The organism is Paenibacillus sp. FSL K6-2441 (assembly GCF_037964765.1).
GTDB lineage: Bacteria > Bacillota > Bacilli > Paenibacillales > Paenibacillaceae > Fontibacillus > Fontibacillus phoenicis.
Genome location: NZ_CP150174.1, coordinates 3335297 through 3349639 on the forward strand (window position 1 = coordinate 3335297; position 14343 = coordinate 3349639).

Consider the following 14343-nt stretch of genomic DNA (forward strand, 5'->3'; position numbering starts at 1 on the left):
TTTTTTTGATTTTTTTTATCAAGCAGCGCTGCTTACATGGATCATCGTACGGGATGAACCTTTAGCTAACCTTTGATTTGCAGAGAAATTTGCAGCAATATCTTCCATCGGTAAACCGTCCGGCCCTTAAGGTTATCTAAAGGGAAGCCATTTATAATTTCTAATGAAGAGGGTCTATGCGATGAATTGGAGGTAAGAGGATTGAGGATTTTGCTTGTGGAAGATGAGGTTTTCATTGCAGAAGCCATCGCTCAGGTATTGAAAAAAAGTGGCTACACGGTCGACTTGGCCTTTGACGGCGAAGAGGGGTTACATCACGGCCTTTCGGGAATTTACGATATTATCGTTCTGGATATTATGTTGCCCAAGATGGACGGACTCGCCGTTCTCCAGGAACTGCGGGACAACGACATCATGACCCCGATCATTTTGCTGACCGCGAGAGGGGGGACCGAGGACAAAATTCATGGGCTCGATTGCGGAGCCGATGATTATTTGGCCAAGCCGTTCCAGACGGATGAACTGCTTGCCCGCTTGCGAGCGCTTGGCCGGCGAGGAACGATATTGCATCTGGACGGACTGTTGACATGCGGCGACTTACAGCTGGATCCGCTTGCTCACATACTCCGATGCGGGGCTGATGAGGTCCAACTTCCTCCCAAGGAATCTCAAATGTTGGAACTGCTCATGCGCAGAAAGAACTTCGTCACCTCGAAAGAGATGCTAATTGAAAAAGTATGGGGCTATGAGACAGACGCGGACGAAAACCGTGTGGAGATGTACATTTCCCTCCTTCGTAAAAAGTTTGGAATGATGGGTTCAACTGTAATCATCCAAACGATTCGGGGAGCGGGATACATCCTGAAACCGTAGAGGGTGGGACTATGTTCAGTACGTTGCGGAATAAATTACTTTTTTTAAATCTGTCCATTACTTCAGGCGTCATCATTGCAGCATTCGCCTTTGTCTATTTCATTGCGTACAGCAATCTGCAGGCGGATATTCGTCAACGTCTTCATACTCAGCCTGAGACACAAATCCAAGTTGGGCCTGACAATCCAAATCAACCATCGGGACAAAACGGGAGTCCAACCACAGTAAGGCATAGGTTTGCGGATGATATCAGCACTTTTCATGTGGAAGTTGACGAAGACGGAAGGATCGTCCGTATCGAATCCGCCGTTAATTTGCCTGAAAGTGCATATCAACAGCTCGTGGAGATCGCTTGGAAGAACCAAGACGAGAATGAAATGATTAAACTGGAAGACAGAGAATGGCGGTATTCCGTCGCTCCCATCCGCGTTCAGGTCGTTGGCGAAGACGGGATTCCACAAGCCGTTAACGACCAAAACTACAGCCTCATTTTCCTGGATGTTACGGAGATGAACAGCACGCTAAATCAACTTCTTATGACCCTGCTATTCGTTGGCATCAGCACGCTGATCGTGATTTTGGGTGTGAGCTTTTACTTCGCTAACCGGGCGATCAAGCCAATCCAAGGAGCGTGGGAGAAGCAAAAGCAATTCGTAGCCGACGCCTCCCACGAACTAAAAACGCCGCTTTCGATCATCCATGCGAACTGTGACGCACTTGTCGCAAGTCAGGAAGATACCATTCAGAACCAAATGAAGTGGATTGATTACATTCGGGCCGGAACGGACCGGATGGGCAAGCTCGTCCAGGATTTGCTGATTCTTGCCAAAACCGACGATGAACGGATAACGCTGCACAAAGAACATTTTAACCTTAGTGAAGTTGTCGACACCGTCTCCCAGTCCATGGAAGCGGCAATAGCAAGCAAAAGGCTCTCCCTCACCCGTTCGATTGAGCCCGACCTGATCGTATCCGGGGACCCAGACGGTGTAAGCCAGGTGGTGGGCATCTTGCTCGACAATGCCATCAAGTATGCGAGTCCAGGCGGTTGGATTCGGCTGTCGCTGACAAGATCAGGCCGACGCATCGAATTTTCCATTACCAACAATGGGCGTGGAATTGCCAAAGAAGACCTTCCAAAGGTATTCGACCGATTCTTCCGCGCCGATCGCTCCCGCACGTATAAAGACGGCAGCTATGGCCTGGGCCTCTCCATCGCACAATCGATCATCAAACAGCATGCCAGCGTGATTAAGGTCAGAAGTGTGGAGAATCAAGCGACTACGTTTTCGTTTTCGCTTGCCAAGTGATCCGCGGAATATCTCCAAAAATTAATATGAATTATTGAATTATTTTCCTCCTTTAGCAAACAATACATCACAACTTGGTAAAGGAGGCAGAGAGTTTATGTGTAAACGGTTTTCCATGGCGGCCGAGCTGCCGGAGGTTCAGGAGCATTTTCAGATCGGACGGGTCATGTGTTATTATAAAAATCGCTTTAACATCAGCCCTACACAGCCTACGCCGGTGGTGCTTCAACAGGACGGGGAGCGGGTGCTTGACGAGTTCCGCTGGGGGCTCGTTCCTTATTGGGGCAAAGATGCGGTGAATGCCGATCTGCGAAACGTCCACCAGAATCCGACGTACCGTCGGCTGATCAGCACACAGCGTTGCGTGATCCCCTGCAATGGCTTTTATTATTGGAAAAAAGACGGCAAGAAAGAATACCCCGTGCGGGTCGTGCTGAAAAACCGCGGCATCTTTGGAGTCGCCGGCCTGTACGAAATTTGGCGGGATACGCGCGGCGAGCCGCTCCGCACCTGCACCCTTGTGATGACGGAGGCGAACCCACTGATCGGGGAGTTTGAGAACCGGATGCCGGCGATTTTGTCCCCCGAGGCTATGACCCGGTGGCTGGATGAAGAGGTTAGTGACCTCGACGCACTGGACCCCATCTTGCGGCCGCATGTAGCGGAGGAGATGCAGGCCTATCCCGTAACGCCGCTGATCGACAATGACCGGTACGATTCCGATGAATGCATCCGGGAGATGGACTTGGAGTTAGCTTGGGTGAAGCGTTAAGCGCATGGGGGCAACTTTGTTACATATACATGCAAAAAAGCTCTTGGACGATCATGTCCAGGAGCTTTTCATTTGGCTTAATTTAATTAAGTCTGCCGTCTTATCGCTCTCCTTCAGAGCTTGCCATACCTTACATGCTCTGTAAAAGATAGTGTGACCGGAATCACCTTATCGCTCCTTTTCCAGCGTTATCTTCAATAGAGAGCTTCTTGGTAAGAAATAGATGGATTAGGAGGATGTAACATGGAGAAAATCGAGGTTAACTTTGAAAAAATGTATTATGGTTTCCCGGTCATTTTAACCAGCTTTTACGATGAAAATGGGGTTGCGCACGTGACGCCGTCCTCGTCCTCTTACTCGCTGAAGGACCTGATGGTGCTGGGCTACAACAGCAAAGGATTTGCCGCACAGCATCTCAAGGCGGGAGCCGACTTCGTGGTGAACCTGCCGGATCGCTCCCTGCAGGAGGCAATAAACTATTGCGGTTCACGCTCCGGTGCAGAGGGCAGCAAATTCGCCGCAGCCGGCCTGACACCGGTAGCTTCGGAGCATGTCAATGCCCCGGCGATTAAAGAGTGTCCGATCTCCATCGCTTGCCGGGTTGTTGAAGTTGTCGAGAGCGAGGAATTCCCGGGGCTGACCCATATTTTTGGCCGAATCGTCAGCCGATCCGTCGCCAAGGAATATTTGAGCGCGGAGGGTCGTTTGCTGATCGACAAGCTGAACCCGGTGATATATGCCGGAGACGGGGTTAAGAAGGGGTTCCGGTTTTTGCAGCAGAGCTGACAGCGCAGTGATATTCTCTAGTTTCCTTACGCGAAAAAAAGCTGCTTCTTCGCTTCAATAGCGAGGGAGCAGCTTTGTTGCTTTACTGATCTAACAGCCAACGCCGCAGCACGTTCGCGTGATTATACACCGGGTCCTTGGCGGCATACAGCAAGGTGACCGGACGTTCGCGCGCGATTTCGCGGATCCGGTCCGCCAGCACGGCGCATTCCGGACTGCTGTTCAATTCGCGCAAATAGTTGGTGCTAAATTCCGCATACCGCTCCATCCGGTGCGCGAATTCCTTGCGCAGCTCCGGGCTGGGAGCGATTCCCTTCATCCATTCGTCAATCGCCGCATCGGCCTTGGTCATCCCGCGCGGCCATAGGCGATCCACGAGGATGCGGTATCCGTCCTCGGGGGCTGCCGTTTCGTAGATCCGCTTTACGCGGATCTGCTCTCCTAGCGTTGTTGCTTGGGGCAAGCCCGTTCCCGCCGCAAAACGCCGCACTTCGTCCGCTGTTGGCATACCCGCTTGAGCACCAAACTTCGTCACAGCCAGCGCGGAAGCCAGCGACGCATACTGTATGGCTTCTTCCAGACTTTGCCCCTGAACGAGAGCGACGGCCAGCGCAGCATTAAAACAATCGCCGGCCCCTGTCGTATCTACAACAGAAATGACATGTCCCGCCACGGTTCGAACCTCCCCCGCCTCAGCCAAATAGGCCGATCCATCAGCGCCCAACGTGGTCACAACTTGGGCCGCACCTCGTTCCTTGAGGCGCTGCATCGCCAGGCGGAGGAAGTCGCTGTTCACATCCGTCATGTCCAATCCTATCCCGGCGTATCTCCCCAGCTCCGTACGGTTCGGCGTTATATAGTCGATACAGCCATAAAGCTCTGCCGGAAGTTCCCGAGCCGGGGCAGGGTTTAAAATTACTTTCTTGCCCAACGACTTAGCAATTCGCGCTGCATATAACACCGTTTCCACCGGAATTTCCAGCTGGAGCAGCACGATATCGGCCTCCTTCAGCTTGTCCAAGTGCTGATCGATATCCGCCGGTGTCACCTGATCGTTAGCTCCGGGAACAACCAGAATACTGTTGTCACCATCGGCAACGTAAATTGAAGCAACACCTGTTGCCGTATCGGTCAGCCGTTTGACGCCGCTGACATCAATGCCTTCCTTGCGCAAGGCAGCCATCAGATCGTCTCCAAAAGCATCCGCCCCAACCGCACCAATCATTGAGGTGCTCGCCCCCAAACGAGCTGCGGCAACCGCCTGATTTGCCCCTTTGCCTCCCGGGATGAAGCGAACCCGGTCGCCCAGCAGAGTCTCCCCGATCTGTGGAATTTGCCGCGCCTCCACCACAATATCCATATTCAAACTGCCGATCACAGCCACCTTAGGTTGCGTCAAAGTCATAACCATCCGCCCTTAAACTTAGTTTCTGCCCTCAAGTTTATGCCAGAAGCTTGCTTTCAGCAAGTTGGAATCCAGAACAACAACCGTTGTGCAGCCCCTTTTCCACCATTATCCCCTTCAGTCAGATGGCATGCGAACTTGTAGTCTGATCGTGCGTTTTTGCATCATTATGTATCTGAATCAGGTCTACTCTCCACCTATTTTGTCCCCGCTCTCCATCGATCTCACCACCACCCGCTTCACCGCCTAACTCAGGTATTCCTGAACCAACGGGATAATGGTTAAAAAGAGGCCGCCAGAGAGCAACAACTCCAGTTAAAGGTCCAATAATCAAATAACCGGGACCCCAAGGCCCCGGTCGGCATGTGTATACTATAAAAACTGCACCCGCTTATTTAATGCGCCGGGCGGAACCATAAATGCCTGGGCCCGCTTGAACCCGACCGGTGCTCCGCGCACAATGGTCAGCGCTTTGTAGTATTCGATGAAGGGGAAGCCGGACGTTTCACCGCGCGCATAGGCGTACACGTTCATCGCTTTTACCCAGGTTTCATAGGCTTCTTCCGGGATATCCACGAACACCTCTGGCTGGAAGTCATACGGGTCCTCCCAGTTGTCGGTATAATAGAGCGGGCCGGAGTAGTGATTCGGCAGCGCCCGCTCTATCGTTTTCAGCGCCGCATAGAACCGGGCATCCTCAACGATGTAGTGCGTGTTCGCATGATCCTTATGCATCGAGCCTTTCCAGTGCGTGATGAGCAGCGTGGGCTTCACTTCGCGAATCACGTCTGCAACCTGGTATTTAACCTCTTCGTCGACCGGCAGCTCCGCATCCTTATAGGCGAGAAACCGTACGTCCGCCCCAACGATCTCGGCGAATCTGTGCGCCTCTTCGATTTTTTGCTTCGCATAATCGTCCGGGGACAGCTTGGGATGCCCCTTCTCTCCTGGCGTCAAGTGCAGGAAAGTCGCTTTATGTCCCGCCTGTACGTATTTTGCGATAACGGCCCCCGCTGTTAAATCCATATCTCCGGCATGCCCGCCGATGGCCAATATATGTTGTGGTTTATCCATTTCCATGATCCGGAATCTCCCTTCAAGTTGTAGTATTGTTGGCAATCAAAATATCCGCCACGCCTATTCTTTCAACCCAGAGTTCATCATGCCGCGGACGTAATATTTTTGCAGAATGATAAACACGATGAGGATCGGCACCGTCGAGATGACAAGTCCTGCCATCAGAAGCGGTTGGGTCAACGTCGGATCCAGGTGGTCCTTCAGCATTTGCACCCCAACGGGCAAGACCGCCAGCTCGGGATTTACTGAGTTAATGATCAATGCCCAAATGAACTCGTTCCACTGCCCAATAAATTCAAAGATCGCCAGAGTGGCTAACGCAGGCCCGGTCATCGGCAGAATGAGCCGGAAATAAATACGGAACTCCGATGCACCGTCAATACGGGCGGCTTCCAGGTACGCGTTGTTGATCGTCATAATGAACTGCCGCATCAGGAATATGCCGTACGCGCTAACCGCAAAGGGGAGAATCAAGGACAGGATCGACGTCGTCATCCCGCCTACGCCCCCGTTGCCAAAGAGATCATTACCGCCTACCAATGGAAAATGCGTCATAATATAAAAGTTCGGGATAAAGAACAGAAAGCTCGGAATCATCATCGTCGACAAAATAAACCGAAAGATCCCATCCCGTCCGCGAAACCGCAGCTTCGTGAGTGCGTACGCCGCCATCGAGCTTGTCAGCAGCACCAAAACGGTGGTGATGACGGATTTGAGCAGGCTGTTTTTGAACAACAAAGCGATGTTCAGAGATTCAAACGCCAATTTATAGTTGCCAAACTGGAACGTCTCCGGCAAAAAGCGGTAGTACAGGCTGCTATACTCCGCCGGCCCCTTAAACGAGCTAAAGATCATATCCAGGAAAGGGAACAGCATCGCGATGGAGCCGATGACGATGATTGTAAAGGAAACCCAAGGCTTTTTTCTCCGTCGCATTAGTAGCTCTCCACCCCTCCCTGTTTAAAAAACCGCATCTGGATCGCCGTAATGATCATGATGCATACAAACAACACAAACGCCATGGCGCTGGCAACTCCCCAGTTACCAAAGGAGAACGCCTGCTTATACATTTCCAAACCTGCTACGTTGGTGGCATCGCCCGGACCTCCGGTGCGCGTCATGACCATGGTTAGCGTAAACGACTGTAGTCCGCCGATAAACGAGGTGATCAATACGAAGGTGATGGATGGTTTAAGCAGCGGCAGCGTGATCCCAAGAAACACCTTCCACAAACTTCCCCCTTCCAGATCCGCAGCCTCATAGTAGTCCTCCGGGATCGCCTTGAGCCCGGCCGACAGGATCAGCATCGAACTGCCGATCCCGAGCCAGCCTCCAACGACAATGACCGACGTCAGCGCGGTGTTGGGGTCTTGCAGAAAGTTTTGCCGAGGGATGCCCACCCAGGTGAACAGCTCGTTGATCAACCCATTTGTCGGGTTGTACAAGTACAGCCAGATGTTGCCGATGGCGACAACCGTCGTGACCGATGGCAGAAAGTACAGCGTTCGCCATAGTCCCTCCCAGCGCAGACGGGTGATGAAATAGGCGACTGCCAATGCACAGACAAACGAAATCGCCACCGTACCAAACGCAAACGTAAACGTATTGGTTAAGATCGGATGCAAAAAGTTCGAATTCGCTGAAAACAATGTGCGGTAATTGGCCAAACCTACCCACCGGATCGACGCGAGGTCGAAGCCGCCCCATTCCGTAAAGCTGAGGAACAGAGAGAAGAAAAACGGGATCACCAGGAAGATCGCGTAAAACACGAACACCGGCGTCAGGAACAAATAACCAACCAAGCCTTCACGATATGCTAAACCCATCTTCTGTCTCATCGGCCGGTCCCCTTATTGTCCCAGCTTCGCCTGGATATCCCTCTGGGCATTTGCGAGCTCTTCTTCCTTCGTGGCTTTGCCTGCCCACATGTTTTCAATCTGCTTATACAAAATGTCCTGGATTTCCGAAGCGGTGGCCGGGCTTTGTTCAGGATTCGCGTATTGCAGCGCATCGGAGAACGTTTTGGCGATCGGGTCGGCGGCCAGCTTGTCTTGGATCGTTTGTGAGGCGAGATCGGTTTTGCGCGCTGGTACCGTATTAAAGCCTTCGATCAAGAAGTTTCCTTCCGGCGTCATCCCGTTCTTCACCTCAACCGAGTTAAACCACTTGAGGAACTTCCATGCGGCTTCCTGATGCTTCGACTTGGAGTTTACGCCCCAAGCCCAGGTATACGCCAAGGAGCCCTGAGTTTGACCGTCCGGTGAAGGCAGCGGGGCTGCACCTACGTCGACGAAGCTGTCTTTCATGAGCGTTTTCAAGGAACCCGCCCACCAGCCGGCCTCAATCGTCATCGCCACTTGACCGGCGCCAAACGCCTTGGTCGTCTCGAACCCGATGTCGGAGATCCCGTTACTTCCGTAAACCTTCGAATAAAGATCGATCGTTTGCTTTGCAGCCTCACTGTCGAGATTCGGCTTGCTTAAATCCTCGCTTAACAACGTGCCTCCGGCGGTAGCCAGCAGCCCCATAAATGGCTGTACCACTTTACCGGCATAACCTCGCAAGAAGCCGAACCCTTGTACCGTGGTTTTGCCGTCCTTGTCTTTTTGCTCGATGGCAGTAGCCATTTGCAGCAGTTCATCCCACGTTTTCGGCGGCTGGTCAAAGCCTGCTTCCTTCAGCAGCCGCTTGTTGTAAAACAGACCATAGGCCTGCACCTCGGTCGGATAACCGAAGATTTGCCCGTCGATCGTTGCTGCAGCCACGGCGGATTCTGGGTAATTCACTCTGATGTCAGCCGCGATATCCTCAGGTGCCGGGGCCAATACCTTATTTTTGGATAACTGTCCGCCCCATAAGGTGTACGTATGGACGATGTCAGCCACCTGACCGGCTGTCTGCTTGGTCATCATTGTGCTGAGCAGCTGGTCAAATTCGACCGGAGTCAGCTTCACTTGGATGTCGGGATTTTCTTTGTTCCATTGTTCGATGTAAGGTTTGAGGAGGTTCTCGTTTTCACCGGTATAATGCGAAAGCAAGGTGAGGGTCACTTTCGAGGAGGAACTTGCGTTGTTGCCGGAAGAACAGGCGGTCATGCCAATGGCGCAGACGATCGTTAAAAGCCAAATGAACGTTTTATTCACGCTTCTCCCTCCCAGGATAGGACTTAGGATCGTATTTGCTTGTTGCTGTTCTGTTTTTACCGCAGCACGGATGAGGTGTTTATGCGAAGGTCTTTACCATGATGTCGAAGGTTCTTGTAACCGAAAAACCTGTTTGTTTGTACAGATACCCTGCCGGGCTCTGCTCGCCGGTCCAGAGAAACCAGACTCCGTGCAGCCCATGGGCACGCATGGTGTGAAGGCAGTGATGAAGCAGAATTTTGCCGATGCCCCGGCCGCGTTGATCCGGATGAACGCCAAACGGTCCAAACCGTTCGCGAACTCCTTCGTACCCGCCAAACAAGCAGAAGCCGACAAGCCGGCCGCGCTCGCGGGCCACCATAATTTGCTCCAGCGGCAACCCCTGAAGAATGCCCTCACGGATTGCCCGAGCCCAGTCCGAATTAAACAATTCCAGATTAAAGCGGATCAATTCCGTCAAATCGGCATCCTGTGCCGTGCGAAAGGTATAACCTTCCTCCTCCCTTTGCCGCTTCAGCGCTTCGACCTCGGCCGGAGTTTCATAGCCCACCAGGCTGTAGTCCATCGCAACGGCGGAGTATTGCTTGGTAAAGCCGTTTTTTTGTAAAAATGCCGCCCCTTTCGGGTAGCCTGCTGCGTCAATGCCAGGCACGATGTAATTGGGAGCGTAGGAAGCGAAGAACAGCTTAGTGCGGCCGTGCTCGCGCAAGAAGCGTTCAGCTTCAAGCAGCAGCCGGCTGCCCACGCCCTGCCGTTCGAACTTGGGATCCACGAAGAAAAATGGAATCCAGCCGTTCTCCGGCTCCAGCTCTGTGCCGCTCATCGGAAGCAGCCGCCGCACCGCGTAGACGCAGCCGACTAACCGATCCGTCTCGTCAAAGGCGAAGCGCATGCCTTCCGGATCAAAGTTGGCGTCCAGCAGCACCAGATTCCGGAACCGCTTCGCCGTCACCGGGTCGAGGAGCAGCACGCGGTTCCAAAGCTCGACCAGCTTCGCTTCGTCGCCAGGCCGGTACCCCCGGGTTGCGATTTGTCCCATGATGGATCTCCTCCTGTTCTCTATCGTTGAACTTGTTGAACAACTTCTTCGCGGCCAACTGGCCCTGTTGCCACAGCTGCTATGCATCGGCAAACGCTGCAGCGACCGTGTTATGAAACTTGGCGCGCAAGCCGGCTACGGATCGATCCCTCCCGTAATGGACGCGATTGGTCAGCAGGACGCAGGCCAGCTCCCTTTGGGGATCGATGTAGAGGCTGGTGCCGGTGAACCCGGTGTGGCCGTAGGCCACCGGGGAGAGCAGGTCGCCGGCGGCGTCAAACGGGTCGCCGCGCAACACCCAGCCGAGGCCGCGGCGGCCGCCCGGTACGCCGTCCGTGCACGGCCGCGTCGCGGCTTCCACCGCCGCGGCCGAGAGCACCCGCCGGCCGGCGGCGGCACTGTAGCCGCGGCCGAGCCACAGCTCCGCGTACGATGCCAAATCGTCCGCGGTGGCAAACAGGCCGGCGTGCCCGCTGACGCCGGCCAGGGCCCGGGCGTTCTCGTCGTGGACGACGACGGGAACGCCCGCGGGGCCCGAGCCGACCGCCGTGCCGGGCTCGGCGGTCGAGGCGAGACGCCGGCGCATCTCCGGCGCCGGCGCCGTGAGGTAGCCGCTGGACGCGAGGCCCAGCGGCGAGAACAGCTCCGCTGACGCCAGCTCCGGCAGCGGGCGTCCCGCCACCTTGGCGATGATCTCGCCAAGCAAAATATAGCCCAGGTCGCTATACACCACCCTAGCGCCCGGGGCTGCCTCCGGCGGAGCCTGGCAAATGAAATCCACAATCTCCTCCCGGCTGAAGCCGTAAGAGTGCAGATCGTAGAATGGTGCCAGGCCCGCCGTATGCGTGAGCAGATGCCGGAGCGTCATCTGCTCTACCCCCGTCCCTGACCGCCGCTTCGCTTCCGCGGCGGCCAGGGACGGCAAGTACAACGCTGCCGGATCATCCAGCCGCAGCTGCCCGCGTTCGGCCAGCAGCAAGGTCAGCGGCAGCGTCACCACGATCTTCGTCAGCGAGGCGCAGTCGAAGATCGTCTCAAACGAGACCGGCGTCTTCCCGGTGTCGTCGTCCACGGCGTTACCGCAGGCGAAGCGAATTCGCCTGCCGCGCCGGGACACAACCGCAACTCCGCCGGGAATCTCCCCTGCGCTCACCGCTTCGCGCAGCGTATTCCCGATCCACGGAACTCGATCCGGGTCCAGTCCCATCGCTTCCGCCGCTTCCGTAGCCTCGAGCCAATTCACTTCGCTCATCTGCAACCCTCCTTGGCCTTACTTAAATCAGCTGATAGTTTTGCTCTTAGGGCAATTATAAAGACGTTGAAATTTTATTTCAATAAGAAAATATATTTTGAAATTTAATTCCGCAAAATTGTCCAATACTTCTGTTAAATCAACAATTTTCGCCACGTTTTTCTCACATCAACTTAACGCAAAAAGCCAGAGTCTTCGCATCCGAAATGCGATAACTCTGGCTTGCTGAAACAGCTAAAACTTACATAGAGAACTTCTGACTTAAGCTTGATGCGGAGCCGAGGCTTTTGCCGCTTGCACCGCACCTTCCTCGCCGCCTTCCTTGGCAGTTTGGGGTGTTGGTTCCTGGTTCGTGGACCGAAGCGGCAGCTCACGAAGGAAGAAGACCAGCACGAAGGCCACAACCAACACCAACGTACCTGTAAAGAATACGGTAGACAACGTAGTTCCCAAGGCATCACGGATGCCTTGGATCATCTGTGCAAACAGCGGCTGTGCATCAGCCGGCAAACTTGCTTGCGTTTGCTCCAGCAGCGGCTTGTTCATCAACGTCTGCGGATTAGCGAAGGCCGTCATTCGCTGAACCAATTGCGGATCCATCTGGCTCATATCCGGTGCAGACGAGGATTGCAGCGCCTCTTTCAGGTTTTTCGTCAAGTTGTTGGACATGACCGTCCCCATCACGGCGATCCCAATCGTACCGCCAAGGTTACGGAACAGCTGCGTCGATGCAGTAACAACGCCAAGCTCTTTATGCGGCACGGCATTTTGCGTGGCCAGCGAGAATACCGGCATCCCGACACCCAAGCCTAAACCAAATACGATCATACTAAGAATGGCAACCGGTACGCTGTTCATGAAGATCATGATGACCATCCCTGCGATCATGATCGGAATACCAAACAAGGCAAACTGTTTGTATTTCCCTTTCTTGGCGATTAACTGACCAGTGATGGCGCTCGCGACAACCATGACGATAGACATCGGCATCGTAACGTAGCCGGCATAAGTCGGCGAAATGCCCAACACGCCCTGTACGAAGAACGACAAGTAAATCAGGGCGCCCATCATTCCGAAGTTCATAATAAAACCGATTATATTCGAAATCGTCACCACATCGTTTTTAAACAAGTGCAGCGGCAAAATCGGATTTTTCGCCTTCGATTCCACGAACACGAAGATCAAACCAGACACGACTGTGGCCACCAGCAAACCGATGATTTGCGTCGAACCCCAAGCGTAGGTCGTTCCCGCCCAAGAGAAGGCCAACAGCAGCGGCACAATTGTTGTCGTCATAAACAACGAGCCTACATAGTCGATACTTTGAGAGCTGCCGCGTTCCATCTTTGGAAATAGCGACAAAATCATGATAAATGCTACAATGCCCAGCGGCAGGAAGATCCAGAACAGCCAGTGCCAATCCATGTGATCGACGAGGTAACCGCCCAAGGTTGGGCCAAGTACGCTCGAAAAGCCAAAAATCGCGGTCATCAGACCCATCCATTTCCCGCGCTCCCGCGGCGGGAACAAGTCACCTACAGCCGTAAAGGCCGTCGACTGGATAATCCCGGCGCCGATCCCTTGAATCCCCCGGTAAGCGATGAACTGGAACACGTCCGAAGACGTCCCCGTCATAAAAGCGCCCATCATAAAGAGCAGAATCCCAATCAACAGGAACGGCTTCCGCCCGTACATATCGGACAGCTTGCCGACCAGGACGGTAGCAATTGTGGACGTCAGCAAGTAAATATTGATCGTCCAAGTATAATAGTCCATGCCGTCCAGAATCGAAATAATTCGCGGCATGGCTGTGCTCACGATCGTCTGGTTGATGGCGGCGAAGAACATCGCGGCCATGATAGCGATCATGATCGAAACTTTGCGTTTAAGTGATAAATGTTCCATGTAGTTTCTCCATCTCCGTTATGATTTATTTTCTATATTTGCAAGCACCACGCCAAGAATTCGCCGCAAATGCTGTAAATCTTCCTCATGCAGCTGATCAAAAATCCCCTCGAGCATCTCCTTCTGCCGTTCGGTGATCTGGTTGATGATTTCCCTCCCCCGATCGGTAATCGAGATGTTTACAACCCGGCGGTCGTTCTCCCCGCGTTCGCGGTTCACATACCCCTCCGTAACCAGCCGGTCCGTAATTCCCGTGATTGCTGCCGAGGTAATCCCCAAGCTCTCTGCGATCTGCGATACGGTATGCGTACCGGAGGTGTGCAGCATGTAGAGCATTTTATATTGCGGAAAACTAAGGTTAAACTCACCCCCGCGTTTGTTCCACTCCTGCGTGATCGCCTTGAACAGCGTTCGAAACATCGAGGTGACTTCGAACAGCTCTTCTTTTTTCACCAACGTTTCTCTCCTCCTTCCTGCCTTGAGCCGTTCGATTAATTTAACAATTTAATTAATTTACTACTTAAATATTTCAGCGGTTAATAATATACTCCTTAATAAATCCCCCGTCAAGCACCCGGCTCAACGAACTTTTTGACAGCGGAAAATGCGGCCCTGGTTATCCCCCTCCACTTTTGCTGCTCAATGTGGGCTTCCCGCTCCTTTTCCCCCTTATCCCCTTTTTTCGCGCCTCTTTTACACCATTATCCCTTTCGTTCAGAAATAGGTGATTAAATCATCCGACCTTTATAGGAGATGAATTCATCCAACCTTTTTAGAGTAG

Annotated in this window: 13 protein-coding genes; 4 read left to right on the forward strand and 9 right to left on the reverse strand. The window is 53.4% G+C overall.

Annotation, left to right across the window (positions count from 1 at the left end; translation table 11 throughout):
* Nucleotides 1–201: 201 nt before the first annotated feature.
* The 4 genes from NSQ80_RS15350 (at nucleotide 202) to NSQ80_RS15365 (ending at nucleotide 3741) form a co-directional block, all read left to right on the forward strand.
* Nucleotides 202–873: a response regulator transcription factor gene (locus NSQ80_RS15350; RefSeq protein ID WP_085170910.1), complete on the forward strand. Its 672-nt coding sequence runs from the start codon at nucleotides 202–204 to the stop codon at nucleotides 871–873.
* Nucleotides 874–884: 11 nt separating this feature from the next.
* The gene (locus tag NSQ80_RS15355) at nucleotides 885–2183 is read left to right on the forward strand and encodes a HAMP domain-containing sensor histidine kinase (protein WP_339299755.1); all 1299 of its coding nucleotides are present in this window, start codon (nucleotides 885–887) and stop codon (nucleotides 2181–2183) included.
* 97 nt (nucleotides 2184–2280) lie between these two features.
* Entirely contained in the window at nucleotides 2281–2955 is a 675-nt protein-coding gene (locus tag NSQ80_RS15360; protein WP_339299757.1) for an SOS response-associated peptidase, read from the forward strand.
* A 243-nt stretch (nucleotides 2956–3198) separates the two neighbouring features.
* Nucleotides 3199–3741 carry a flavin reductase family protein gene (locus NSQ80_RS15365; protein ID WP_260071673.1) on the forward strand — a complete coding sequence of 181 codons (543 nt, stop codon included), beginning with the start codon at nucleotides 3199–3201 and terminating at the stop codon, nucleotides 3739–3741.
* 82 nt (nucleotides 3742–3823) lie between these two features.
* On the opposite strand, the gene rbsK is transcribed toward NSQ80_RS15365, so the two are convergent.
* The 9 genes from rbsK to NSQ80_RS15410 all read right to left on the reverse strand — a co-directional run bounded on the left by rbsK (nucleotide 3824) and on the right by NSQ80_RS15410 (nucleotide 14015).
* Nucleotides 3824–5146: a ribokinase gene (gene rbsK / locus NSQ80_RS15370; RefSeq protein WP_127576666.1), complete on the reverse strand. Its 1323-nt coding sequence runs from the start codon at nucleotides 5144–5146 to the stop codon at nucleotides 3824–3826.
* Nucleotides 5147–5518: 372 nt separating this feature from the next.
* On the reverse strand, nucleotides 5519–6226 hold the full coding sequence (locus tag NSQ80_RS15375) for a PIG-L deacetylase family protein (protein ID WP_009224315.1): 708 nt from the start codon (nucleotides 6224–6226) through the stop codon (nucleotides 5519–5521).
* Between the two features lie 57 nt (nucleotides 6227–6283).
* Nucleotides 6284–7159 carry a carbohydrate ABC transporter permease gene (locus NSQ80_RS15380; RefSeq protein WP_339299759.1) on the reverse strand — a complete coding sequence of 292 codons (876 nt, stop codon included), beginning with the start codon at nucleotides 7157–7159 and terminating at the stop codon, nucleotides 6284–6286.
* Nucleotides 7159–8061 carry a sugar ABC transporter permease gene (locus tag NSQ80_RS15385; RefSeq protein WP_339299761.1) on the reverse strand — a complete coding sequence of 301 codons (903 nt, stop codon included), beginning with the start codon at nucleotides 8059–8061 and terminating at the stop codon, nucleotides 7159–7161. Before NSQ80_RS15385 ends, NSQ80_RS15380 begins: the two co-directional genes overlap by 1 nt.
* A gap of 12 nt (nucleotides 8062–8073) precedes the next feature.
* Nucleotides 8074–9366: an ABC transporter substrate-binding protein gene (locus NSQ80_RS15390; protein WP_260071675.1), complete on the reverse strand. Its 1293-nt coding sequence runs from the start codon at nucleotides 9364–9366 to the stop codon at nucleotides 8074–8076.
* A 79-nt stretch (nucleotides 9367–9445) separates the two neighbouring features.
* Nucleotides 9446–10405 carry a GNAT family N-acetyltransferase gene (locus NSQ80_RS15395; protein ID WP_260071676.1) on the reverse strand — a complete coding sequence of 320 codons (960 nt, stop codon included), beginning with the start codon at nucleotides 10403–10405 and terminating at the stop codon, nucleotides 9446–9448.
* 79 nt (nucleotides 10406–10484) lie between these two features.
* The gene (locus NSQ80_RS15400) at nucleotides 10485–11657 is read right to left on the reverse strand and encodes a serine hydrolase domain-containing protein (RefSeq protein ID WP_339299764.1); all 1173 of its coding nucleotides are present in this window, start codon (nucleotides 11655–11657) and stop codon (nucleotides 10485–10487) included.
* A gap of 261 nt (nucleotides 11658–11918) precedes the next feature.
* Entirely contained in the window at nucleotides 11919–13562 is a 1644-nt protein-coding gene (locus NSQ80_RS15405; RefSeq protein WP_009224321.1) for an MDR family MFS transporter, read from the reverse strand.
* A gap of 18 nt (nucleotides 13563–13580) precedes the next feature.
* Complete coding sequence (locus NSQ80_RS15410) at nucleotides 13581–14015, reverse strand: MarR family transcriptional regulator (protein ID WP_311202302.1); 435 nt, start codon at nucleotides 14013–14015, stop codon at nucleotides 13581–13583.
* Nucleotides 14016–14343: the final 328 nt, after the last annotated feature.

Coding starts and splice junctions, on each gene's coding strand:
- NSQ80_RS15395 (WP_260071676.1), bottom strand. CDS start 10,405: ATGGGACAAATCGCAACCCGGGGGTACCGGCCTGGCGACGAAGCGAAG.
- NSQ80_RS15405 (WP_009224321.1), bottom strand. CDS start 13,562: ATGGAACATTTATCACTTAAACGCAAAGTTTCGATCATGATCGCTATC.
- NSQ80_RS15355 (WP_339299755.1), top strand. CDS start 885: ATGTTCAGTACGTTGCGGAATAAATTACTTTTTTTAAATCTGTCCATT.
- NSQ80_RS15380 (WP_339299759.1), bottom strand. CDS start 7,159: ATGCGACGGAGAAAAAAGCCTTGGGTTTCCTTTACAATCATCGTCATC.
- NSQ80_RS15385 (WP_339299761.1), bottom strand. CDS start 8,061: ATGAGACAGAAGATGGGTTTAGCATATCGTGAAGGCTTGGTTGGTTAT.
- NSQ80_RS15365 (WP_260071673.1), top strand. CDS start 3,199: ATGGAGAAAATCGAGGTTAACTTTGAAAAAATGTATTATGGTTTCCCG.
- NSQ80_RS15360 (WP_339299757.1), top strand. CDS start 2,281: ATGTGTAAACGGTTTTCCATGGCGGCCGAGCTGCCGGAGGTTCAGGAG.
- NSQ80_RS15375 (WP_009224315.1), bottom strand. CDS start 6,226: ATGGAAATGGATAAACCACAACATATATTGGCCATCGGCGGGCATGCC.
- NSQ80_RS15400 (WP_339299764.1), bottom strand. CDS start 11,657: ATGAGCGAAGTGAATTGGCTCGAGGCTACGGAAGCGGCGGAAGCGATG.
- rbsK (WP_127576666.1), bottom strand. CDS start 5,146: ATGACTTTGACGCAACCTAAGGTGGCTGTGATCGGCAGTTTGAATATG.